The organism is Kitasatospora sp. MBT66, assembly GCF_000710405.2.
Taxonomy (GTDB): Bacteria; Actinomycetota; Actinomycetes; order Streptomycetales; family Streptomycetaceae; genus Kitasatospora; species Kitasatospora purpeofusca.
In genome coordinates this window covers 296244-318899 of the sequence record NZ_JAIY01000003.1, presented here as the reverse complement: position 1 = coordinate 318899, position 22656 = coordinate 296244, and the positions used below count along the sequence as shown (strand labels likewise).

Annotated in this window: 19 protein-coding genes and 1 CRISPR repeat array; of the genes, 16 read left to right on the top strand and 3 right to left on the bottom strand. The window is 73.2% G+C overall.

From position 1 onward, the window contains the following. Positions 1-653: 653 nt before the first annotated feature. Together BI06_RS03330 and BI06_RS03325 are read right to left on the bottom strand one after the other, a co-directional pair. On the bottom strand, positions 654-1313 hold the full coding sequence (locus tag BI06_RS03330) for a response regulator transcription factor (RefSeq protein ID WP_043464925.1): 660 nt from the start codon (positions 1311-1313) through the stop codon (positions 654-656). Next, positions 1310-2905 (bottom strand): sensor histidine kinase, encoded by a 1596-nt coding sequence (locus BI06_RS03325; RefSeq protein ID WP_051740176.1) that lies wholly within the window; start codon positions 2903-2905, stop codon positions 1310-1312. Before BI06_RS03325 ends, BI06_RS03330 begins: the two co-directional genes overlap by 4 nt. 164 nt (positions 2906-3069) lie before the next feature. Between BI06_RS03325 and BI06_RS03320 the strand changes: the two genes are divergently transcribed. The 5 genes from BI06_RS03320 (at position 3070) to BI06_RS03300 (ending at position 6874) form a co-directional block, all read left to right on the top strand. After that, entirely contained in the window at positions 3070-4002 is a 933-nt protein-coding gene (locus BI06_RS03320; RefSeq protein WP_063794902.1) for a class I SAM-dependent methyltransferase, read from the top strand. A 126-nt stretch (positions 4003-4128) separates the two neighbouring features. Further along, on the top strand, positions 4129-4431 hold the full coding sequence (locus BI06_RS03315) for a GNAT family N-acetyltransferase (protein ID WP_030391923.1): 303 nt from the start codon (positions 4129-4131) through the stop codon (positions 4429-4431). Then, on the top strand, positions 4431-4949 hold the full coding sequence (locus tag BI06_RS03310; protein ID WP_082558234.1) for a (4Fe-4S)-binding protein: 519 nt from the start codon (positions 4431-4433) through the stop codon (positions 4947-4949). The genes BI06_RS03315 and BI06_RS03310 overlap by 1 nt, the downstream gene beginning before the upstream one ends. A 150-nt stretch (positions 4950-5099) precedes the next feature. Continuing rightward, the gene (locus tag BI06_RS03305; RefSeq protein ID WP_043464921.1) at positions 5100-6122 is read left to right on the top strand and encodes an aldo/keto reductase; all 1023 of its coding nucleotides are present in this window, start codon (positions 5100-5102) and stop codon (positions 6120-6122) included. A gap of 161 nt (positions 6123-6283) precedes the next feature. Continuing rightward, positions 6284-6874 (top strand): TetR family transcriptional regulator, encoded by a 591-nt coding sequence (locus BI06_RS03300; protein WP_043464917.1) that lies wholly within the window; start codon positions 6284-6286, stop codon positions 6872-6874. A 154-nt stretch (positions 6875-7028) separates the two neighbouring features. Here the strand turns inward: BI06_RS03300 and BI06_RS03295 are convergent, their stop codons facing one another. Then, positions 7029-7295, bottom strand: coding sequence for a GlsB/YeaQ/YmgE family stress response membrane protein (locus BI06_RS03295; protein ID WP_030302213.1), 267 nt, complete (start codon positions 7293-7295; stop codon positions 7029-7031). Between the two features lie 179 nt (positions 7296-7474). Between BI06_RS03295 and BI06_RS03290 the strand changes: the two genes are divergently transcribed. From BI06_RS03290 to cas2e, 11 genes are all read left to right on the top strand, one after another. Further along, the gene (locus BI06_RS03290) at positions 7475-8716 is read left to right on the top strand and encodes a glycosyltransferase (RefSeq protein ID WP_043464911.1); all 1242 of its coding nucleotides are present in this window, start codon (positions 7475-7477) and stop codon (positions 8714-8716) included. Positions 8717-8734: 18 nt separating this feature from the next. Further along, on the top strand, positions 8735-9718 hold the full coding sequence (bla, locus tag BI06_RS03285) for a class A beta-lactamase (RefSeq protein WP_063794901.1): 984 nt from the start codon (positions 8735-8737) through the stop codon (positions 9716-9718). Positions 9719-9815: 97 nt separating this feature from the next. Further along, a CRISPR array of direct repeats spans positions 9816-11249; the repeat unit is 29 nt; unit sequence CTGCTCCCCGCGCCTGCGGGGTTGGTCCC. A gap of 255 nt (positions 11250-11504) precedes the next feature. Next, positions 11505-11891, top strand: coding sequence for a hypothetical protein (locus BI06_RS03280; RefSeq protein ID WP_051740175.1), 387 nt, complete (start codon positions 11505-11507; stop codon positions 11889-11891). A 14-nt stretch (positions 11892-11905) separates the two neighbouring features. Next, a complete protein-coding gene (gene cyaB, locus BI06_RS03275) occupies positions 11906-12466 on the top strand; it encodes a class IV adenylate cyclase (RefSeq protein WP_043464908.1) in 561 nt (186 codons plus the stop codon). A gap of 922 nt (positions 12467-13388) precedes the next feature. Further along, positions 13389-17960 (top strand): type I-E CRISPR-associated protein Cse1/CasA, encoded by a 4572-nt coding sequence (casA, locus tag BI06_RS03265; protein ID WP_051740174.1) that lies wholly within the window; start codon positions 13389-13391, stop codon positions 17958-17960. Next, on the top strand, positions 17957-18637 hold the full coding sequence (casB, locus tag BI06_RS03260; RefSeq protein WP_051740173.1) for a type I-E CRISPR-associated protein Cse2/CasB: 681 nt from the start codon (positions 17957-17959) through the stop codon (positions 18635-18637). The genes casA and casB overlap by 4 nt, the downstream gene beginning before the upstream one ends. Next, positions 18631-19854, top strand: coding sequence for a type I-E CRISPR-associated protein Cas7/Cse4/CasC (gene cas7e / locus BI06_RS03255; RefSeq protein ID WP_199523241.1), 1224 nt, complete (start codon positions 18631-18633; stop codon positions 19852-19854). Before casB ends, cas7e begins: the two co-directional genes overlap by 7 nt. Then, entirely contained in the window at positions 19851-20561 is a 711-nt protein-coding gene (cas5e, locus tag BI06_RS03250) for a type I-E CRISPR-associated protein Cas5/CasD (RefSeq protein ID WP_043464901.1), read from the top strand. Before cas7e ends, cas5e begins: the two co-directional genes overlap by 4 nt. 1 nt (position 20562) lies before the next feature. Then, positions 20563-21285 (top strand): type I-E CRISPR-associated protein Cas6/Cse3/CasE, encoded by a 723-nt coding sequence (gene cas6e / locus BI06_RS03245; RefSeq protein WP_043464898.1) that lies wholly within the window; start codon positions 20563-20565, stop codon positions 21283-21285. Between the two features lie 4 nt (positions 21286-21289). Further along, positions 21290-22270: a type I-E CRISPR-associated endonuclease Cas1e gene (gene cas1e / locus BI06_RS03240; protein WP_043464895.1), complete on the top strand. Its 981-nt coding sequence runs from the start codon at positions 21290-21292 to the stop codon at positions 22268-22270. Then, entirely contained in the window at positions 22267-22635 is a 369-nt protein-coding gene (cas2e, locus tag BI06_RS03235) for a type I-E CRISPR-associated endoribonuclease Cas2e (RefSeq protein WP_030391908.1), read from the top strand. The genes cas1e and cas2e overlap by 4 nt, the downstream gene beginning before the upstream one ends. Positions 22636-22656: the final 21 nt, after the last annotated feature.

Here is a 22656-nt window from a genome sequence, read left to right as displayed (position 1 = left end):
CTTGAGGACTCAACGCTTGCCTCCGCGGCCGCCGCCGGTATACAGCGGCCGCGCGGATCGGCCGGGGCGGCCGGTCCGCCCCGGCCAGGTCACCGGGCCGACAGGCCCGGCTGTGACGGCGGGACACCAAGAGGGTCCGTCCGTTCCAAGTGCGCTGGAACGGCTGGGCGGCGTGTGTGGCATGTGCGTCCTCCTCGCTCGATCCGGTGGCCCCGATCGTCCCGGAGCCTCCGTGGACGGCGGCTTCCCTTGCGGCGGGCGCAGAACGACGCACCACCACAGGGAAGCCGAGATGTGAGCCTAGAAGAACCGTTCGGTTTCCTGCGAGGTGGCCCTGCTCCCAGCGTGCCGGGGTCGGGATCCGCCCCCGTCGTCCGGCCGCTGAACGGCGGTCGGCGCACGGCGTGCGAACCCGGCTCGGCGCGCGGGCGCGGTCGCCGGATCGCGCCCACCTCCACCATGGACCCGGGGCCGTGGTTCGGCAGCACAGGACGCCAAGGCGCGCCTTTTCCAAGCCAGATGGGTGACGGCGGAACGGCGTCGACTACCGCGCGACGCTGATCCGGGGGCGGTCGGTTCGGGGCAAACCACCGTGTTCCCAGGCGATGGTGGAGGACTGCGGACGGATCGTCGCACGAGGGGAGGGCGGTCGGTCAGCCGCCGTCGCCCACGATCCCGGCGTCCCGGGCGAGCAGTGCCGCCTGGACGCGGTTGCCCACCCCCAGCCCGGTGAGGATCCGGCTGACATGGGCCTTGACCGTGCTCTCGCGCATCCCGAGGACGGCGGCGATCTCGGCGTTGGAGCGGCCGACGGCGAGTTCGCGCAGCACCTCGCCCTCGCGCGGTGTGAGCCCCACCAGGCGGTCGCGGGCCGCGACCGCGCGCGGCTCTCCGGTGCGGTGGTAACGGTCGATGAGGCGGCGGGCGGCCGCCGGGTGGAGCATGCCCTGTCCGCCGGCGACCACGTGGACGGCGCGGGCGATCTCGGCGGGCGGGGTGTCCTTGAGCAGGAAGCCGTCGGCACCGGCCGCCAGCGCCCGGTAGACGTACTCGTCGAGGTCGAAGGTGGTGAGCGCGATGACGCGCGGACCGTCCGGCAGCGCGCGGAGCCGGCGGGTCGCGGCGATGCCGTCGAGTCTGGGCATCCGGATGTCCATCAGGGCGACGTCGACACGGTGGCGGGCGGCGAGTTCGACGGCCTCCAGTCCGTCGGCGGCCTCGGCGACCACGGTCAGCTCCGGGTCCTGGGCGAGCAGGTCGACGAGTCCGAGCCGGACGAGCGCGTCGTCGTCGACCACCATGGTGCGGATCACGTCGCCTCGCTCGGTGGGTTCGGGCCGGTCCGCGGGCCGGCGGCCGCCGGGGCGGGGCTCCGGCCGGGCCGTGGGTGGGCCGGTGGGACGGACGGTAGGGCGGGCGTGGCAGGCGTGGGAGGTGTGATCGGTGCGGCGGGTGCGGTGCCCGGGTTCCGGTCGGGGCGCGGGTCGACCGCCCGGCGGGCGGTCCGGGCGGGCGCGCGTGCAGTCGGGCCGAGCGGGGGCCGGACCGGGAGCCGGACCGGTGCCGGAAGACGGGCGGCGAGACGGAACCCGCCCCGGCCGTCGGGACCTGCGTCGAAGTGCCCGCCGAGCGCGCCGACCCGCTCGCCGAGTCCGACCAGGCCGTAACCACTCCCGGTGCAGGCACCGGACGGAGCCGGGCCACCCGCACCGTTGAGCACCTCGACGGTCGTCGCGGGCGCGCCGTAGCGGACGCGGACGGTTACCGGAGCGGTGTGCGCGTACTTGCGCGCGTTGGTCAACGCCTCCTGGACGACCCGGTGCACGGCCAGCCGGTGGGTGGTCGGGATGTCCTCCGGGTCGCCGGCGAGGGCCAGTTCCACTCGCTGGCCCGAGCCCGTGGCCTCGGCGACGAGGTCGGCGAGGTCGCGGAGCGCGGGCGCGGCGACGGGCGAACGGGAGTCGGCGGGTGGACGGGGAACGGCGGGCTCGGGGAGCAGCGCATCGCCTGCCTCAGGGGGTGCGGGGCCCGGCTCGGCGTCCGGTCCCGTACTCGCGCCCGTACTCGCGCTCCCTCGCCCGGCGGCGGCGAGGACGCTGTCGGGCGCCCCGGCCGGACCGGACGGTCCGGCCAGTCCGGCGTCACCGGGCGGTTCGGGTGGATCGGCCCGGAGCGCGCCGAGAACGTCGCGCAGGTCGTCGAGCGAGCGGGCGGCCGTGGCCCGGAGCAGTTCGAGGCGGTGGGCGAGGTGCTCCGGGTCGTCCGCCACCGTGCCGGCCTGGGCCCGGTCGCGCAGCACACCTGCGTGCAGGACGAGGAGGCTGAGCCGGTGGGCGAGGACGTCGTGCATCTCGCGGGCGATCCGGGCGCGTTCGGCGGCGCGGGCCTGCTCGGCTCGGAGTTCGCGCTCCCGGCCGAGTGCCTCGACCTTGGCGTTCAGGGTCCGGATCAGCACGCGGCGCCCGTGCAGCCACAGCCCGAGGGAGAGTACGGCCGCCTCGACCAGGAGTTGGGAACCGGTGGTGCCGGCCCAATCGGCGAGGGACTCGGCCCGGACCGCGCCGAGCCCGGCGAGCACGACCGCGGCGGCGAGTGCCGGGCCGGAGCGGCCAGTCGAGGCCAGGTGGTAGAGGCTGAACAGGCCGGGGAAGGCGCGGTTCAGCAGTCCGCTGAAGAGTACGGGGAGCACGGCGGCGGCGACCGGGTGGCGGCGGGCCAGCAGCAGGGAGAGCGGGGCGAGGACGGCCCCGGCGATGCGCACCGGGCGCCCGGGGAGGTCGTGGATGTGCCACTGGGCGAGGCTCTCCTCGACGACGAGCACGAGGACGGTCAGCAGGTACAGCGTCTCGGTCGGGCGGTGCCGACCGGGGGCGTACCAACCGAGCGGGCGTTTCTGGTTGTTCATGCGGATCGCACCTCCTTCCATCCGTCGTCCGGGGCCCGATGCTACGACGGATCGACAGTGCGCCACCCCTGTCGATCGGCCATCGGCACCCTCTACTTTCGTCGGGGGTGCGGGGCATCTTTCGGCCGTTCCACGCAGGTCTGACGCTCTCTAGCGTCACTGCCATGACGACACATCAGCTCGGCCGCGGGTCCGTCTCCCCCGCCGACAGCACCGAGATCGCGAGCACCGCGACCGATCGCGCCGGGCGGCGGAGGCCGGGCGGCGGTGACGGGTGGCTCTTCCTCTCCGAGGCGCTGCGCACGTTCCGGCTGACGGGCGCGGTGGCGCCGAGCGGGGTGGAACTGGTGAACGCGCTGACGGTCCCGGCCACGAGCCGTCCGGACCGGCCGCTCTCGGTGCTGGAGGTGGGGGCCGGGACGGGCGTGGTGACGAGGCGGCTGGTCCGGGTGCTGCGGGCGGGCGACCGGTTGCACGTGGTGGAGCCCAATCCGCGCTTCGCCCAACGGCTGCGGACGGACGAGGAGCTGGCGCGGCGCGGGGCCGGTCTCGACCTGCGGCTGTCGACGTGCCGGGTCCAGGACCTCCCGGGGTGCGGCTCACCCGTCGCCGGGGAGGGAGGCCGCGACGACGATCGGCCGGTGGTGGTGGCGGCCGCCGAACGGTACGACGTGATCGTGTCGGGGCTCCCGTTCACCAACTTCGAGCCGGTGGAGGTGCGGCGCATCCTCGATCTCTATCTGCGGCTGCTGGTGCCGGGCGGTGAGCTGACGTACTTCGGCTACCTGGGGACGTCGGCGGCGCGGCTGCTGACATCGGGCCCCCGGCAGAGTGCGCGGCACCGGGCGGTGGTGCGGTTACTGCGCGGGTTCGAGGAGGAGTACGGGCTGGGCAGCCGGGTGGCGTGGCGGAACGTCCCGCCGGCGCGGGCCCATCTGCTGCGCTCACCGGGCGGGAGCCGGCCGGCGACGGACCCGGGGCCCGCGAGCTCGGCGGCGGGTGAACCGGGCACGGGTGAATCGGGTGCGGGCCGAACGGGTACGACCGCCGCGAGCGCCGACAGTCCGGCGGGCGGGGTCGCGGCGTCCGCTCGATGATGGACCGGGCGCCCGCGGCCCGACGCCGACGGCCCGACCGGCGGGCCGAGCAGTGGATCCAGCAGTGGATCGAGAAGTGCGTCGAGCAGTGCGCCGAGCGGCGCATCGAGCAGTGAGGAGTCCGCCATGACGGTCACGATCCGTGACACCGAGGGTGCCGGTCGCTTCGAGGCGTGGTCGGACGGCGCCCTGGCCGGGTTCGCCGAGTACCTGCGCAGCGACGGGCTGGTGGTGTATCCGCACACGGTGGTCGAGCCCGCGTACGAGGGGCAGGGTGTCGGCGGGGCGCTCGCCCGGGCGGCCCTGGACGACGCGCGGGCGCGGGGGCTGGCGGTCCTGGCGACGTGTCCATTCATCAAGGGGTGGATGCTCCGGCATCCCGAGTACATCGACCTGGCGTACGAGAACCGCAGCCGGGTGAGCGACTGATGGCCGCCGCCGGCCGCGCAGGCACGAAGGACACGGGCGCCGCCGAGAGCGCAGGCTCCGAGGACACGGGCGGCAGCGGGGCCGAAAAGGCGGCGGACGGGCGCGCCAGCGGTGCCCGGGCGTACCGGGGGGACGGGATCACGGTGTCCTTCGACGCCCGGGTGTGCCGGCATGCCGCCGAGTGCGTGCACGGGCTGCCGACGGTGTTCGACACGGCACGGCGGCCGTGGATCATGCCGGACGCCGCCGAGCCGGGGGTGATCGCCGAGGTGGTGCGCCGCTGTCCGACGGGGGCGCTGGCCTACCGGCTGGCGGACGGCGGGGCGGAGGCGCCGGACCGGCCGACCACGGTGCGGCGGACGGCCGACGGGCGGCTGCTGGTCCGGGGCGAGCTGCGGGTGACGGACGCGTCGGGGGAGGTCCGGGAGACGCCGAGGGCGATGCTGTGCGGCTGCGGCCGGAGCGCGGAGCCGCCGTACTGCGACCGGAGCGGGGGGTGCGGCGGGCACGAGGGGTGAGTCATTCCAGCGGCACGCGGACGGCCGAGGCCCCAACGCCCCCACCTCCACCCCACCCTCCGGCCCCGGTCCGATGGTCGACGAATAACAGCTGACATATTTCAGATGACAGATTTTGAAATCTGTCAGTCGTTGTGTCATCGTTGAACCATGTCCACCACCCAGAACCCCCGCCACCTCCCCCCGCGCAAGCTCGGTGCCACCGGCCCGACGGTCTCCCCCCTCGGCCTCGGCTGCATGGGCATGTCGGACCTCTACGGCCCCGCCGACGAGGCCGAGAGCATCGCGACCATCCACGCCGCCCTCGACGCCGGCATCACCCTGCTCGACACCGGCGACTTCTACGGCATGGGCCACAACGAGCTGCTGATCCACGAGGCGCTGCGCGGCCGCGACCGCGAGGACGTCCGGATCAGCGTGAAGTTCGGCGCCCAGCGCAGCCCGGACGGCCAGTGGCTCGGCTACGACGCCCGCCCGGCGGCGGTCAAGACCGCCCTCGCCTACACCCTGCGCCGCCTGCGCACCGACCACGTCGACATCTACCGCCCCGCCCGGCTGGACCCGGCCGTGCCGGTCGAGGAGACCGTCGGCGCGATCGCCGAGCTGGTCGAGGCCGGCTACGTCCGCCACATCGGTCTCTCCGAGGTCGGCGCCGACACCCTGCGCCGCGCCGCCGCCGTCCACCCGATCAGTGACCTCCAGATCGAGTACTCGCTGATCTCCCGCTCCGTCGAGGCCGGGATCCTGCCCGCCGCGCGCGAGCTCGGCATCGGCGTGACCGCCTACGGCGTGCTCTCGCGCGGCCTGCTCAGCGGCCACTGGCAGAACGACCGGGAACTGGCCGGCACCGACTTCCGCGGCCACAGCCCCCGTTTCCAGGGCGACAACCTCACCCACAACCTCCGGCTCGTCGACGCCCTGCGCGCGGTCGCCGCCGAACGGAACGCCACCGTCGCGCAGATCGCGATCGCCTGGGTCGCCTCGCGCGGCGAGGACGTCGTCCCGCTGGTCGGCGCCCGCCGCCGCGACCGCCTCACCGAGGCCCTCGGAGCGCTCGACGTGACCCTCACCGAGGCCGACCTCGCGGCCATCGAGGCGGCGGTCCCCGCCGGGTCCGCGGCCGGCGACAGGTACGCTGCCGCCCAGATGGCCCATCTCGACAGCGAGCACTGAGGCGCGGTCCCGGCCACGTCGGCAGCCCGCTCCGGGCGGGGCCGTCAGCACCCGTGCCAACCGTCGGCCGACGGGCGGCCCAGCCCGGCCGCCGACCGGCCGACCGTCCGCCCGCCGCACCCCGGCGGGCGGACGCCTCACCCGTAAGGACGTACCTCCCCGTGAGCACGGACAGCGCACTCACCGCCGAACAGATCCTGAGCGCGACGGAGGACGTCCTCAGGCGGTTCGGACCGGCGAAGGCCACCGTCGTCGACGTCGCCCGCACGCTCGGCGTCAGCCACGGCAGCGTCTACCGCTTCTTCCCTAGCAAGGCGGCCCTGCGCGAGGCCGTCACCGAACGCTGGCTCGACCAGGCCCACGACGAGCTGCGCCTGGTCGCCAGCGGGACCGGACCGGCCGCCGAGCGCCTGTACCGCTGGCTGACCACGCTCTTCGCCGCCAAGCGCCGGAAGGCCTTCGACGACCCTCAGCTGTTCGCGACCTACATGACGCTGGTCGGCGAGAACAGCCACACGGTCGACGCCCACATCAGGACGCTGATCTCCCAGATCGCCGACATCGTCCGGGACGGCACCGAGAACGGGGAGTTCCGCACCGCCCCCGTCGACCCGACCGCCCGCGCCGTGTTCGAGGCGACCGCGCACTTCCACGACCCCGTCCACGCGGCGAGCTGGTCCGACCCGGCCGCCGACGAGCGCTTCGAGGCCCTCTGGCGGCTCATCCTCGGCGGCCTGGCCACCAGGGCCTGAGCCCCGCCCGTTCCCCTCCGGCCCGGTCCCGACCCCGGTCCTGGCCCTGGCCCTGGCCCCCGGACACGACGGACCGGCCGCGCGGTTCGCCCGCGCGGCCGGTCGGGCCCGTCGCAGTGCTCTCCTCGCCCCTGCCCTTCGCCCCGGGCCGCCGTCAGTTGCGGGAGTTGCCGAAGACGAGCCGGTAGAGGATCAGCAGCACCAGGGCGCCACCGATCGCGGACGCCCAGGTCGCCAGGTCGAAGAACTGCGCCGTCACCGGCCGGTCCAGGAACTTCGCGGAGATCCACCCGCCGACGAAGGAGCCGGCGACACCGATCAGGGTGGTCACCACCAGGCCCCCCGGGTCCCGCCCCGGCAGCAGCAGCTTGGCCAGAGCCCCGGCCACCAGGCCCAGCACGATCCATGCGACGAAGCTCATGTCCTACCGCCCTTCGAGCCGTACGGCGGCCCCGTGCACGCCGTACTGCCTGCAGGGACGCCGCACCACCGTCGGACGGTTCCGCGCCCGGCCGGTCCGGGCGCGGAGGCCCGCGGCCCGCGGTCCCCCGCTGGCGTGGCGCCCTTCTCGGGACCCGACTGCCCCGGAATACTGCGGCCATGCGCATCCTGATCGCCACCGCCGGTTCACGGGGCGACGTCGCCCCCATCACCGGACTCGGCGCCCGCCTCCACGCGGCCGGCCATCAGGTGGCCCTCGCCACCCACGCGACCTTCGCCGAGGACGTCCGCGCCTGCGGACTGGAGTTCCGCCCGCTGCCGATCGACCCGCGCGCCGAACTCGCCTCCGCCCACGGCCAGCGGGTCCTGCGGGCCGGCTCCGGTCCGCTCGGCCTCCTCCAACTGGTGCGCCTCGCCCGCTCGTTCATGCCCGCACTCGGCGCGGGGATCGCCGCCGCGGCAGAACCCGGCGCCGACCTCCTCCTCACCACCAGCACCACCGCCGACCTGGGCCAGGCCGTCGCCGAGGCCGCCGGCATCCCGAACATCGCCCTCCACCTCCAACCCCTCTCCCCCACCCGCGAGTTCGCCCCGGCCGTCACCGGCACCCGATCCCTCGGCGGACCGGGCAACCTGATCGCCGGCCACGCCGTGCAGGCCGCCGTCGACCGGCTCTTCGCCCCCGCCGTCCACGGCCTCCGCCGCCAACTCGGCCTACCCGAAGGCTCCGTGGCACGCGGCCGCCGCAACCGCACCGTGCTGCACGGCTTCTCGCCCAGAGTCGTCCCCCGCCCCGCCGACTGGCACCCGTCCCTCGGCGTCACCGGCTACTGGTGGCCCCGGACCGACCCCGACTGGCAACCCCCGCACCGCCTCCTGGACTTCCTCGCCGCCGGACCGCCACCCGTGTACATCGGCTTCGGCAGCCTCGTCGTCCCCGACCCCGAACGACTCACCGCCACCGTCCTCGCCGCCGTGCGCACCGCCCGCGTCCGCGCCGTCGTCCAGTCCGGCTGGAGCGGCCTCACCGCCCCCGACGACAACGACGACGTCCTCACCATCGGCGACACCCCGCACGACTGGCTCTTCCCCCGCATGGCCGCCACCGTCCACCACGCCGGAGCCGGCACGACCGCCGCCACCCTCCGCGCCGGGACCCCCACCGTCCCCGTCCCCGCCCAACTCGACGCCCCCTTCTGGTCCGCCCGCCTCACCCGCCTCGGCACCTCCCCCGGCCCGATCCCCCTCCCCCACCTCACAGCCCCCCGCCTCGCCACCGCCATCCGCCAGACCCTCGACAACCCCCACCACCGCACCCACGCCCACACCCTCGCCACCGCCCTCGCCACCGAGGACGGCCCGGCCAAGGTCCTGGGGGCCATCGACCGCCTTGCCCGATGACCCCCAGGAGGAGGCACCATGAATCACCGACCGAACCATCGACCGAGCCGACGACGGATCCTCGGCGGAATCGCGGCGGCCGCGACCGTCACCGCTCTCGCCACCGGAGGGCGGGCCTCCGCGCAGGGGGCACGCTCGCAGGGAGGCGAACTCGCCGATCGGTTCTGCGCTCTTGAGAGGTCGCACTCCGCACGGCTGGGAGTCTTCGCCCAGGACACCGTCACCGGGCGGACGGTGGCGTATCGCGCGGACGAACTGTTCCCCATGTGCTCCACGTTCAAGACGATCGCCGTGGCCGCAGTGCTGAGGGACCTCGATCGGGACGGCACCTTCCTCGCCCAACGACGGCTTTACACGGCGACGGACGTAGCGCAATCGGGCTACGCACCGATCACGGGCCTGCCCGCGAACCTCGAAGCCGGTATGACGGTCGAGGAGTTGTGCGCGGCAGCGATCCGGTACAGCGACAACGCCGCCGCCAACCTCCTCCTCCGCGAACTCGGCGGCCCTGACGCGCTCACCCGCTTCTGCCGCTCCATCGGCGACCGTGTGACCCGACTCGACCGCTGGGAGCCCGCCCTCAACTCCGCCGAACCAGGCCGCCTCACGGACACGTCGAGCCCTCACGCCCTCGGCCGCACCTACGCCCGACTCACCCTCGGCCAAGCTCTCGACCCCGCCGACCGCCAGCGGCTGACCGGCTGGCTCCTGACCAACACCACCGGCACCAACCGCCTCCGCGCCGGCCTACCGCCCACCTGGCGCGTCGCCGAGAAGACCGGCACCGGCAGCTACGGCACGACCAACGACGTCGGAGTCACCTGGCCACCGGACGGGCGTCCGATCGTGGTGGCAGTACTCTCCACCAAGCACACCGCCGACGCCCCGGCCAACGAACCACTGATCGCCGAGACCGCCCGGATCGTCGCCACTGCTCTGGCCCAGCATCCGACAACCGCCAAAGGAGACTCGCCATGGGACCTTCAGCGACCGGAAGCCTGACAGCGACCCACACCCTCGCCGGATTGCGAAGAATGCCCAATTCGAAGGAAGTTGCCAAAACCGCCACTCGCGCGTGACAACATCCCAGCTCACGAACTCTGCTCCCCGCGCCTGCGGGGTTGGTCCCGGAGGGGGTGGCGGGCGCCGGACCGGTGGGGGCTGCTCCCCGCGCCTGCGGGGTTGGTCCCTTTAGTCAGTAGGCTTGATCAGTAACACATGGCTGCTCCCCGCGCCTGCGGGGTTGGTCCCCCCGCTCGGCACCTCCGGCGGTCTGACAGATGCTGCTCCCCGCGCCTGCGGGGTTGGTCCCTCCCGCTCCTGCGCCGGGGTGACGCGCAGGGTCTGCTCCCCGCGCCTGCGGGGTTGGTCCCCCGGCGTTCTTCCGGGTTGCGGCCCGGCGGCTCTGCTCCCCGCGCCTGCGGGGTTGGTCCCCTCATCGGCCGCATCACCGCGTGGGCGATGAGCTGCTCCCCGCGCCTGCGGGGTTGGTCCCCGACTCCCGCCTCCACAGCTTGAGTCGTAGCTCTGCTCCCCGCGCCTGCGGGGTTGGTCCCTGTCCGGTCCTCCGCCCGGTGCGGACGCCCCCCTGCTCCCCGCGCCTGCGGGGTTGGTCCCCGGCGAGCGCGACGGCGTCCCGAACGTGGCCGCTGCTCCCCGCGCCTGCGGGGTTGGTCCCAAGAGTTAGGCGAAAAGTCAACAAAGTGATGTCTGCTCCCCGCGCCTGCGGGGTTGGTCCCCAGAATGCCGACGTGGCCCGGCTCCTGCAGGGCTGCTCCCCGCGCCTGCGGGGTTGGTCCCCAACTCTTCCCGGCCGCGAGCGCCGGTATCAGCTGCTCCCCGCGCCTGCGGGGTTGGTCCCCCGCGCAGCTCCGCCGACGCCATCGCCTGGGAGCTGCTCCCCGCGCCTGCGGGGTTGGTCCCTTGGATCAGGATGGGGTAGTCCGTGGCCAGCTCTGCTCCCCGCGCCTGCGGGGTTGGTCCCTTGATGTCCACCGCGGTGCCCCCGGTGTCGGACTGCTCCCCGCGCCTGCGGGGTTGGTCCCTGTCAGCCTCGGGGCAGTCGGTGAGGCCATGCCTGCTCCCCGCGCCTGCGGGGTTGGTCCCCTGCAGACCGGCGTGCAGAAGTGACCACGACTCTGCTCCCCGCGCCTGCGGGGTTGGTCCCCATGCTGCGCCCCGAGGTCAGTCTCCCCACCGCTGCTCCCCGCGCCTGCGGGGTTGGTCCCGCAGAGAAGGCCCCCGCCCTCCCGGAGGAGGGCTGCTCCCCGCACCTGCGGGGTTGGTCCCGAAGTAGCCGCGTCCCTGGCGGGCGAGCACGACTGCCCCCCGCGCCTGCGGGGTTGGTCCTCGCCAGCGCGGCGACCTTGAGGCGGGCCTTCGCTGCTCCCCGCGCCTGCGGGGTTGGTCCCAAGCTGCTCGGCCGACCCGGCCAGTACACGTCCTGCTCCCCGCGCCTGCGGGGTTGCTCCCGTGGCGGTGGCGATGCTGGCTCCGGTGCTGCTCTGCTCCCCGCGCCTGCGAGGTTGGTCCCTCGCCGACCCGGCCGCCATCGACTCCACCCGCCTATTTTGGCGGGGGTCGGTCGGCGACCCGTTGAGCATCATGCTGCACTCGGCCTCAGGGCCCGGGGCTCGGCCGTGCCACCCCCGGCAGTCACCGCGACTGACTTGTCGAGCGATCCAGGACTCCGCGCTGGACCAGATGCCCCAGCGAAGAATCCGGCCGTCCTCCCGGGCCAGGCCGTCGGTCTCCGCGTGGCCTGGGACTCCTCGGTCTGCGTGAATCCTTGCTCCGCCCCCATCTCGAACGCGGCCCGGACGACAGGCCACGGCTCCGAGTACTGCTTCTGAACCCCGAGGCGCCGGGCCTACCCCGGCTCGCGGGCGAGATCGGCGAGTCCGCCGAGTCGCTATCCAGTGGAATCCGGCTCGCCGAGGCTCGGCTGCGTGGGCTGGCCGAAGTCGGCCATGTCGAGGTCTACCGGCACCGAACCCTGCCGGTCTGGCGAACGATCCGACTCGATACCGCCGTCTACGTCAGCACGTTCCACAGCGGTTGGGAGGGCCACGAGTCGGCCACCTATAAGGTACTGGCCACCCCGTACGACCCCCTGTTCGCCGGGTGGCTTCGACAATTCGACGACATGGTGAACGAGGCTGAGCGAATCATTTGACGAAGGGATGGGCGATGTCGATCGAGGCAGAGCTGAAGGCGGTGGTCCGCGATCCGGAGGGGCTTCTCAAGGCGCTCGAGGAGCGGTACGGGCCCGGCCGCGCCGAGGTGTACCGCGACACCTACTACGACGCACCGGACGGCGCGTTGACGGGAGCCGACCGCGAGCTGCGGATTCGCACCGTCCACGGCCCGGAGGACACGCGAACCGTTCTGACCTACAAGGGTGCTCGGGTCGACGAGGCCTCCGGATCCAAGCCGGAGGCCGAAACCCTGGTCGAGAACGCCGAGGCCGCACACGGGATCGTCCAGGGGCTCGGGTTCGTTCCGCGGATCCGGTTCGAGAAGCGGTGCCGCAACTACGAATTCACGGAGGCCGGCCGCCGACTCTTCGCCACCCTTGTTCGTGTCCCCGAGATCGACGGAACCTTCATCGAGCTGGAGACGGAGGCGAGCATGGACGACCTCTCGCAGGCGCTCTCCGTCGTGCACTCGGTACTTGCCTCACTCGGCATCAACGACACGGACCTGACGATCGAGCAGTACACCGATGCGGTGTCCGCAGCCCGGCCATAGGCGAGCTCAGGGCCCAGGGCACCCATACGGTGACATCGTCCGTCCGATCGCTTCGACCACTGAACCCGGGCCTGCCAGTACCCGCTCGCCGCGCGGCGACAGTCGTTCGCATCGCGTCCTCGAATACGATGGTCAGCGATCCCTGCGGAACGCCGGGATGATCCCTGTGTGGCCGCCCTGCTGGCACCAGCGGACCTCTGCTCCCCACGCATGCGGGGATAGCTCCTTGTCGAGCATGTCGACCGGGACAGACCAGGGCCTGCCCCCAACTCATTCGGGGGTCCATCGGACACCCCTTCATGAACCTCCGTCTCATCGCCCCTTCGCACCTGAGGCTCTCTCACCACCGAGAGCACTCCCATTCCTTCTCACAACTGTGTAGTTGCTCTGCTACTTATCGCCACATTTCAATGTGTCGCTCACCTCCCGCAGGTGCGTCCGTCCGCATACTGAGTGCCAGGCGCTGCCGCAATCGCGGCATCGGCCTCCGATTCGACAGCGGAGCACCCCCATGGAACTCAGACGCCTGCCGTTCGCACTCAGCCGCCAGGGAGAGATCACGCTGCTGAGCCTGCTCACCGTCTGCGTGGCGGCCGGGGCCGGATCGAGGTCCCGGCCGGATGTCGGCATCCGACTCGGCGTCGTCGCCCTGGTCGGCATGGTGGTTGTCGTGACTGCTACTCGGTCCACTCACTGCGACCGGCCCTGTCAAGCCTCATGACTCGGCTGCCCTGCGCCGGCCCCGGCACAGGGCAGCAACCCCGCACCGCTCCCGCATTCGCTAGTGCCCACTCACACATAAGCCCTTGAACAGCCCGTAAACGATCAAGCAAATGCTGTCACCAGGGTCCACTATCAATCAGATTCGATCACTCACGGTCGTTCGATCAGGACACAGCCACAAGCCCTGTTGAATGGCGGCGTGACTGGAACGCCTACCGGTCCGGAACTGTCCGCGCGCCTCTCCCTTGCCGCTCGCACCGTCTGGGCCAAGTCCGACAGGGACACCTCCGGGTGGATGCCGCTGTGGCGGCACATGGCGGACAGCGGGGCCGTCGCCGGGCTGCTGTGGGACGGGTGGCTTCCCAGGAACGTACGGGAGTTGATCGCCGACACGCTCGGAGGCAGCCAGGTACTGGCGCGGGAGCTCGCCGTGTGGTTGGCGACCGTGCACGACGTCGGGAAAGCCACGCCCGCGTTCGCGTGTCAGGTCGACGGGCTCGCCGAGAACATGCGGGCGGCCGGGCTGGCGATGCGTGATCCGCAGCAGTACGGGGACGACCGGCGCACCGCCCCGCACGGGCTCGCCGGTCAACTGATCGTCCAGGAATGGCTGGTGGAGCGGCACGGGTGGAAGCACCGGACCGCCGGGCAGTTGGCGGTGGTCGTCGGTGGGCACCACGGGGTGCCGCCGGGACACGGGCAGTTGCACGACCTCGAACTGCGCGAGGACCTGATCCGTACACCCGGGGCGAGCGAAAAGCTGTGGCGCGATGTGCAGTTCGAGCTGCTCGACGCGTGCACGGCAGTACTCGGAACAGTCGACGTACTGCGGTCGGTCCAAGGCGCCAAGCTGCCGCAGCCCGTCCAGGTGCTCCTGACCGGCATCGTCATCATGGCCGACTGGATCGCCAGCAATCCCGATCTCTTCCCCTACTTCCCGGAGGAGCGCCCCCGTTCGGAGGCGGAGCGCATCCAGTCCGCCTGGCAAGGGTTGAACCTCCCGCCCGCCTGGGATCCGTCGGACCCGCCGCAGGGGGCGAAGGAACTGCTCGAAGCCCGCTTCGAGCTGCCCGCCGGGGGGACGCCGCGGCCGGTCCAGGAGGAGGCCGTCCGGCTGGCGCGTGAACTGGCCGCGCCGGGGCTGCTGGTGATCGAGGCGCCGATGGGCGAGGGCAAGACGGAGGCCGCGCTCGCCGTCGCCGAGGTCTTCGCCGCCCGGACCGGCGCCGGCGGATGCTACGTCGCGCTGCCGACCCGCGCGACCGCCAACGCGATGTTCCCCCGTCTCACCGCGTGGCTGAACCACCTGCCCGCGGACGGGGATCGAACGGTCTTCCTCGCCCACGCGAAGGCCGCGCTCAACGACGAGTACGCGGGCATGATGGCCGCCGACCGGCGCCGGATCGCGGCCGTGGACACGGACGGGTCGCAGGGGGCCGGGCACCGGGCGCGGCGGAAGAACGCCGGGCTGATCGCCCACCAGTGGCTGCGCGGACGCAAGAAGGGCCTGCTCGCCTCCTTCGCGGTCGGCACCATCGACCAGGTGCTGTTCGCCGGTCTCAAGAACCGGCATCTCGCACTGCGCCACCTCGCGCTCGCCGGCAAGGTCGTCGTGATCGACGAAGTGCACGCCAACGACGCCTACATGAACACCTACCTGGAGCGGGTGCTCTCCTGGCTGGGTGCGTACCGGGTGCCGGTGGTCATGCTGTCGGCGACGCTGCCGGCCGCGACCCGGCGGGCCCTGGTGCAGGCCTACTGCGGAGCGGCGGCCGAGGCCGAAGTGGCCACGGAGGAACCCGGTTATCCGCTGCTCACCGCCGTCGCGCCGGGGCATCCGCCCCTGGTCCGACGGCCCGCCGCGGACTCCGCCCGGCGGAGCACCGTTCACCTGGAGCCGCTCGACGACGAACTCAACACACTTGTCGACCGCCTCTCCACCGAACTCGCCGACGGCGGCTGCGCGCTGGTCGTCCGCAACACCGTCGACCGGGTCCTGGAGGCCGCCGACCGGCTGCGGGAGCGCTTCGGGGACGAGGCGGTCACCGTCGCCCACGCACGCTTCGTCGACCTCGACCGGGCCCGGAAGGACAGCGACCTGCTGGACCGGTTCGGCCCCACCGGGGACCGGCCGCGCGGGCCGCACATCGTGGTCGCCAGTCAGGTGGCCGAGCAGTCCCTCGACGTCGACTTCGACCTCCTGGTCACGGACCTGTGCCCGGTGGACCTCGTGCTCCAGCGCATGGGCCGGCTGCACCGCCACCGGCGCGGCGAGGGGCAGGGCGCCCGGCCGGCGCGGCTGCGGACGGCCCGCTGCCTGGTCACCGGCGTCGACTGGGCGGCGCAACCGCTGCCGGGCCCGCTGAAGGGGTCGACGTCCGTCTACGGCAGGCACCACCTGCTGCGCTCGGCCGCCGTGCTGTGGCCGCACCTGGTGGAGAGGGTCCCGCTGACGCTCCCGGACGACATCAACGGGCTGGTCCAGCGGGCCTACGGCGGCGAACCGGTGGGCCCCTCCGCCTGGTCGGCCGCGATGGCGGAGGCGGCGGAGGAGCAGCGACTCGCGGATGCCGCGCAGACCGCCCGAGCAGAGGTGTTCCGGCTGGACGAGGTGCGGCGGCCGGGGCGGTCGTTGGTGGGGTGGCTGGACGCCGGGGTGGGTGACGTGGACGACCACCGCTCCGGCCAGGCCCAGGTCCGGGACGGCGAGGAGAGCCTGGAGGTGATGGTCGCGATGCGCCACCCCGACGGCAGTCTCACCACCGTCCCCTGGCTGGACCGGGGCCGAGGCGGTCTGCCGCTGCCGACCGAGACCGTGCCCGGCTGGAACGCCGCCCAGGCCCTCGCGGCCAGCAGTCTGCGGCTCCCCTACCACTTCTCCAAGCCCTGGGTGATCGACAAGGCGATCAAGGAGCTGGAGCAGCTGTACGTCCCCGCCTGGCAGGTCAAGGAGTGTCCGCAGCTCGACGGCGAGCTGGTGCTGCTGCTCGACGAGCACGGCCGGGCCGAACTGGCGGGCTTCGAGCTGGAGTACAACCCGGGCGACGGCCTGTCGGTGCACCCGGCCGGAGCCCGTGAGGTGAGGTTGGTGAAGAACGTGCCCTCGTTCGACCTGGTGTCCCGTCCTTGGCTACCGGTGCAGCGGCTGGACGGGACGACCGTCGAGCTGTCGCTGCGCGAGGTGTTCGCCGAAGCGGCCGCGGTCCGGCGGCTGGTCGGGGACGTGCCGACGCAGGAGTTCGCGCTGATGCGGCTGTTGCTGGCGATCCTGCACGACGCGGTGGACGGGCCCGCCGAACTGGAGGACTGGGAGGAGCTGTGGGAGGACCCGGGCGCCTTCGCCGTCGTCGGCCGCTACCTCGACCGGCACCGGGAGCGCTTCGACCTGCTGCACCCGGAGACCCCGTTCTTCCAGGTGCCGGAGTTGCGCACCGAGAAGGACGAAGTCGCCTCGCTGAACCGGCTGGTGGCCGATGTGCCGAACGGCGACCCGTTCTTCTCCATGCGGATGCCGTCCGTCGACCGGCTCGCCTTCTCCGAGGCGGCGCGCTGGCTGGTGCACGCGCACGCCTTCGACACCTCGGGCATCAAGTCGGCCGCGGCGGGCGACGGTCGGGCGAAGGGCGGGAAGGTGTACCCGCTGGGCACGGGGTGGGCGGGCGGTCTCGGTGGTGTCCTCGCCGAAGGGGACGACCTGCGGCAGACGCTCCTCCTCAACCTGGTGGCCGCGGACACCGCCGGGGCCCGCTTCCGCGAGGAGGACCGTCCTTCCTGGCGGCGCGGCCCGTACAGCCCGGAGCCGGATCCGGAGGCTGCGGACCCGTCCCACCGCCCGTCCGGACCGCGCGACCTGTACACCTGGCAGTCCCGGCGCATCCGGCTGCACCACGACGGGAGCGCGGTGACCGGGGCGGTGCTCTCCTACGGGGATCCGCTCGCGGCCCACGACCGCCGGTTCACCGAGCCGCTGACCGGCTGGCGGCGCAGTCGGCCCCAGGAGAAGAAGCTCGGCCGGGTGCCCGTCTACCTGCCCCGTCAGCACGATCCGGCGCGTTCGGCGTGGCGCGGTCTGCCCGCCCTGTTGCAGAAGCAGACCGCTTCGAAGGCCGCGAAGCCCGGTGAGCCGGCGGAGTACCTGAGCCCGTTGGTGCTGGAATGGGTGGCCCGGCTGACCACGGAGCGAGCGCTGGAGCGCGGGCGCCTGATCCGCACCCGGACGATCGGCGCGATGTACGGGACCCAGCAGTCGGTGTTCGACGAGGTGGTGGACGACGGCGTCGCCATGGCGGTGATCCTGCTGCACGAGGGGGACCAGCGCTACGGACGACAGGCTGTGAGTGCGGTGGAGCACTCGGAGGACGGTGTGAAAGCGGTCGTCCAGCTGGCTGCCGACCTCGCGGATGCCGCCGGTGCGGCGGCCGACGGGCCGAAGGCGGCAGCCGCCGAACGCGGCTACGCCGACCTTGACGTCTCCTTCCGGCTCTGGCTCGGCGAGTTGGGACAGCGGACCCACCCCGACGAGGCTCTGGCGGACTGGCGGCGGCAGGCCCGGCGCATCCTGCTCGCCCTGGGCAGCGAACTGGTGGACACCGCCCCGCAGGCTGCCCGGGAGGGCCGGGTGGTGGCCGGCCGGAGCGGGCGGGTCTGGCTCAACGACGCGCTGGCGTTCCGACGGTTCGGCTTCGCCCTGGCCAAGGCGCTCCCCGACCCGGACCCACCGGCGGTCCCGACCGTGAACGACGACAACTCCACAGAGGGCGAGGACCGATGACCACCGACCCCGTACCGTCCCCCCGGCTCGCCGCCCTCGGGCGGGCGGGCACGGCGACGCGCGACCACATCGGCCAACTGCAGCGCGGCTACCGCGCCGACGAGTCCGCCGCCGTCGCCCGGGTCGCGCAGATCCGGCGCGGCGCGGGCCGGCCGATCGACGCGCTGCCCGAGCTGTGGGGCCTGACCGGCCTGGAGCGGCTGTATCCGCAGGGTCGGACCGGCCCCTCGGACGCCCTGGCCGAGAACGCGATGCACACGGCGGTCACGCTCTGGTCGCTGCACCAGCAGTCGCACCGCGAGGCCGGGATGCACCGCACCAGTGGACCCCAGTTGGGCGGTGCGGTGCGGCAGTTGATGCCTTCGGACGACATCGACGAGCCCTTGCGGAAGCGGTTCGTGAGGGCCGGTGCGGCGCCCACCTTCGACATCCTCGCGCAGCGGCTGCGGGAGCTCGTCGTGCTGCTGCGCCGGGAGGCCGTCCCGCTGGACTACGGGCTGCTCGCCGACCAGCTGTACCGGTGGCAACGGCCGGACGGGCGGGGCGAGGTGAACCGGGCCTGGGGGCGGAGCTTCCACGCGTACCGGCGCCCGAGGAGCACGGGCGGGACCTCCGCCGAGCACACCGCCGTCGAGCCTTCCGATCTCGATCCCTACACCGACAAGGACCAATCGTGACCAGCCGCACCATCCTGGACGTCCACATCCTGCAGACCGTGCCGCCGAGCAACCTCAACCGGGACGACACCGGCTCGCCCAAGTCGGCGGTGTACGGCGGTGTCCGGCGGGCCCGGGTGTCCAGTCAGGCGTGGAAGCGGGCGACCCGCAGGGCGTTCGAGGGGCTGCTGGACCCGGCCGAGCTCGGGGTGCGCACCAAGAAGGTGGCGGAGCTGCTGGCGGCGCGGATCACCGCGCTGGGGGTGGGGCTGGAGGAGGCGGCGGCGTGGCAGGCGGCGGCCGACACGATCACGGCCGCGACGGGTGCCAAGGTGGCTCCGCCGGCGCGGAAGGCGAAGGGCGACGGTGAGGATCCGGCGCCGGAGTCGCAGTACCTGATGTTCCTCAGCAGCCGGCAGTTGGACGCCCTGGCGGCGCTCGCCGCCGAGGGGCTGAAGGAGTCAGGCGGGTCGAAGGGTTCGGGCGAGCTGAAGGAGTTCTTCAAGGGCAAGGAGAACAAGGCCCGCGCCCGCGAGGCGGCGAACACCCGTCATTCGGTGGACATCGCGCTGTTCGGGCGGATGGTGGCGGACGCCTCGGACATCAATGTGGACGCCGCCGCGCAGGTGGCCCATGCGATCAGTGTGCACGCGGTGGAGATCGAGTCGGACTACTACACGGCCGTGGACGACGAGCGGAAGGAGGACGAGCCCGGGGCGGGCATGATCGGCACGGTCGACTTCAACTCGGCGACGCTGTACCGCTACGCGGCGGTGGACGTGGACCGGCTGCGGGCGAACCTCGGGGACGGGCTGCGCGCGGACGAGCCGGCGGCGGAGCCGGTGCGGCGGGCGGTGGAGGCGTTCGTCGAGGCGTTCGTGACGTCGATCCCCACCGGCAAGATCAACACCTTCGCCAACCAGACCCTCCCGGACGCGGTGGTCGTCAAGCTCCGCTCGGCCCGGCCGATCAGTTTCGCCGGGGCGTTCGAGGAGGCCGTGCAGGCGGGCGGCGACGGCCTCACCGGTGGCCATGTCGCGGGCGCCTGCGAGGCGTTGGCCGCGTACGTACCCGCGGTGGAGAAGGCGTTCGGCGCGGTGACGGAGGACAGCTGGGTGCTCAGGGTCGGCGAGCGGACGTCCGCGCTCTCCGGGCTCGGCGCCGAGGTGGGGCTGGAGGCGCTGGTCGGCGCGATCGGCGCCGCGGTGGCGAAGCGACTGGCGGGGTCGGCCGGGTGAGCGTGCTGCTGCTGCGGCTGGCCGGGCCGCTCCAGTCCTGGGGGTCCGCCGCGCGGTTCGTCCGGCGGACCACCGAGTCGGCGCCCACCAAGAGCGGGGTGCTGGGGATGCTCGCCGGGGCGCTCGGCCGGGACCGGGGCGAGGACCTGGCGGATCTGGCGGCGCTGCGGTTCGCGGTCCGCACCGAGCAGCCGGGTACCCGGGTGCGGGACCTCCAGACGGCCCACCACGGGGACACCGAGAAGCCCATGCCGCTGTCCGAGCGGTTCTACCTCGCGGACGCGGTGTTCGTGGCCGCGGTGGAGGGGCCGGACGCGACGGTCGACGCGCTGGCGGCGGCGCTGCGCGCGCCGGTGCACCTGCCGTACCTGGGCCGCCGTTCGTGCCCGCCGAGCGGGCCGGTCGACCTGGGCGTCCGGTCGGGGGCTGGACTGCGGTCGGTGCTGGAGCGGGAGCCGTGGCAGGCGGCGCCGTGGTACCGGCGGCGCCACCACGCGGCGTCCGTGGCGCTGCCCGTCCAGGCCGATGCCGAACCGGAGGAGCAGCCCCGGGCCGACCTGCTGCGCGACCTTCCGCTGAGCTTCGACCCCCGGCACCGCCGGTACGCGCTGCGCGGGGTGGTCTCCTTCGTCGTCAACGCGCCCACGGCGGAGGCCGATCACGATCCGACGGCCCATCTGAACCCCCTGGAACCGGAATCGGACTGACATGTTCCTCACCCGCTTTCGCGTCAACACCGCCCGGGCCGGGGCCCGGCGGCTGCTCTCCTCGCCGCAGCTCCTGCACGGTGCGGTGATGGCCTCGTTCGCCGAACCGCCGTCGTCGATCCCGGCAGCGGCGGCCGGGTCGGTGCCCCGCGTGCTCTGGCGGATCGACCACAACTCCCGGTCGGAGGTGCTCCTCTACCTGGTGGGCCCGCAACGCCCGGACCTCACCCACCTGGTGGAGCAGGCCGGCTGGCCGACCACCGGCGGCTGGCAGACCTTCGACTACGGTGCGTTCCTGGCCGCCATTTCCGCCGGTTCGACCTTCGCCTTCCGGCTGACCGCCAACCCCGTCCACAGCATCCGCCGCAAGCCCGACGAGCCGACCAAGCGGACCGCGCACCTCACCCAACGGCACCAGGCGGACTGGCTGTTGCGGCAGCAGGAGCGGTCCGGCTTCACCGTCGTCGAGAAGGCCCCGGACCGGCGGCTGCTGACGGAGGGGGACGGGCACGAACTCGTGGTCCACCGGCAGCAGGCGGTGTCGTTCGGCAAGAACGACCGGGTGCAGGCCGGCCGCCACCGGGTCACCCTGGTGACCGCGACCTACGACGGCCGTCTGCGGGTGACCGATCCGGACGCGCTGCGCCGCACCCTCACCGCCGGACTGGGCAAGGCGAAGGCCTACGGGTGCGGGCTGATGACGCTCGCGCCGGTGCGGGGGTGACGCGGTGGCGACGACTCCGGCGCGCAGGCCGGTCTCTTCTCCCCGCGAGCTGACGCGGATCGGCGACCGGGTCTCGTTCCTCTATCTGGAGCGCTGCACGATCCACCGCGAGGACAACGCGATCACCGCCACCGACGAGTCCGGTGTCCGGTACATCCCCTCGGCGACGATCGGGGTGCTGCTGCTCGGGCCGGGAACCCGGGTGACGCACCAGGCGATGAGCGTGCTCGGCGAGTCCGGCGCGGGTGTGGTGTGGGTGGGCGAGCAGGGCGTGCGGTACTACGCGGGCGGGCGGGCACTGACCCGGTCGGCCGGGCTGGTGGAGGCGCAGGCCACAGCGTGGGCGAACCGGCGCCATCGGCTGGACGTGGCGCGGGAGATGTACCGGCTGCGGTTCCCGGACGCGGATCCGGCGGGGATGACCCGACGGGAACTGCTGGGCGGCGAGGGCACCCGGGTCAAGGAGGTGTACCGCGCGGAGGCCGCCCGGACGGGTGTGCGCTGGGTACGGCGCACCTACGATCCGGGGGACTTCGCGGCGGGTGACGCGCCGAACCAGGCGGTGACGGCGGCCGCGCAGTGCCTGTACGGGGTCGCGCACTCGGTGGTCGTCGCGCTGGGGTGCTCGCCCTCGCTCGGCTTCGTGCACTCGGGGCACGAGCGGTCGTTCGTGCTGGACGTCGCGGACCTCTACAAGGTGGAGTTCGGCATCCCGGCGGCGTTCGACGCGGCCGCGGAGGGGCCGGAGGACGTGGCGGGGCGGACCAGGCGGGCGTTGCGGGAGCGGATCCGCGCGGGCAGGCTGCTGGAGCGGGTGGTCGGGGACGTGCGGGGCCTGCTCGCGCCGTACCGGCCGGCCGACACGGGCGAGGCGCGCGGGGCGGACGAGCCGGATGCGGAGGAGGAGGATGTCGTGCTGCTGCACGACGACCACGACAGCGTGCTGCCCGGCGGCCGCAACCACGGTGCCGGGGCGGGCCGGTGATCACCCTGGTGCTCGCGGACTGCCCGGTCGGGTTGCGGGGGCTGCTGACCAGGTGGCTCACCGAGATCTCGCCGGGCGTCTTCGTCGGCGATCCGTCGGCGCGGATCCGCGAGGTGCTGTGGGAGGAGGTGCGGGAGTACCGGGGCCGGGGGCGGGCCGTGCTCACGTACAGCACGGACACCGAACAGGGTTTCGCCTTCGCGACCCACGAGCACCGGTGGCAGCCGGTGGACCACGAGGGGCTGACGCTGATCCACCGCCCGGCGGACCGCCCGGTGCCGTCGCCCCGGGGCGGTCCGCCGGCGGAGGGGGCCGCGAGCGGGTGGAGCAAGGCCTCCAAACGTCGGCGGTTCGGGTCCCGTTGAACAGTCGGAGGCCTTCGGAGG

What these genes read in the sequence shown, in the direction of transcription:
- BI06_RS03325 (WP_051740176.1), bottom strand. Translation starts at nt 2,905, where the DNA reads ATGAACAACCAGAAACGCCCGCTCGGTTGGTACGCCCCCGGTCGGCAC.
- BI06_RS03320 (WP_063794902.1), top strand. Translation starts at nt 3,070, where the DNA reads ATGACGACACATCAGCTCGGCCGCGGGTCCGTCTCCCCCGCCGACAGC.
- BI06_RS03315 (WP_030391923.1), top strand. Translation starts at nt 4,129, where the DNA reads ATGACGGTCACGATCCGTGACACCGAGGGTGCCGGTCGCTTCGAGGCG.
- BI06_RS03310 (WP_082558234.1), top strand. Translation starts at nt 4,431, where the DNA reads ATGGCCGCCGCCGGCCGCGCAGGCACGAAGGACACGGGCGCCGCCGAG.
- BI06_RS03305 (WP_043464921.1), top strand. Translation starts at nt 5,100, where the DNA reads ATGTCCACCACCCAGAACCCCCGCCACCTCCCCCCGCGCAAGCTCGGT.
- BI06_RS03295 (WP_030302213.1), bottom strand. Translation starts at nt 7,295, where the DNA reads ATGAGCTTCGTCGCATGGATCGTGCTGGGCCTGGTGGCCGGGGCTCTG.
- BI06_RS03290 (WP_043464911.1), top strand. Translation starts at nt 7,475, where the DNA reads ATGCGCATCCTGATCGCCACCGCCGGTTCACGGGGCGACGTCGCCCCC.
- bla (WP_063794901.1), top strand. Translation starts at nt 8,735, where the DNA reads ATGAATCACCGACCGAACCATCGACCGAGCCGACGACGGATCCTCGGC.
- cyaB (WP_043464908.1), top strand. Translation starts at nt 11,906, where the DNA reads ATGTCGATCGAGGCAGAGCTGAAGGCGGTGGTCCGCGATCCGGAGGGG.
- casB (WP_051740173.1), top strand. Translation starts at nt 17,957, where the DNA reads ATGACCACCGACCCCGTACCGTCCCCCCGGCTCGCCGCCCTCGGGCGG.
- cas6e (WP_043464898.1), top strand. Translation starts at nt 20,563, where the DNA reads ATGTTCCTCACCCGCTTTCGCGTCAACACCGCCCGGGCCGGGGCCCGG.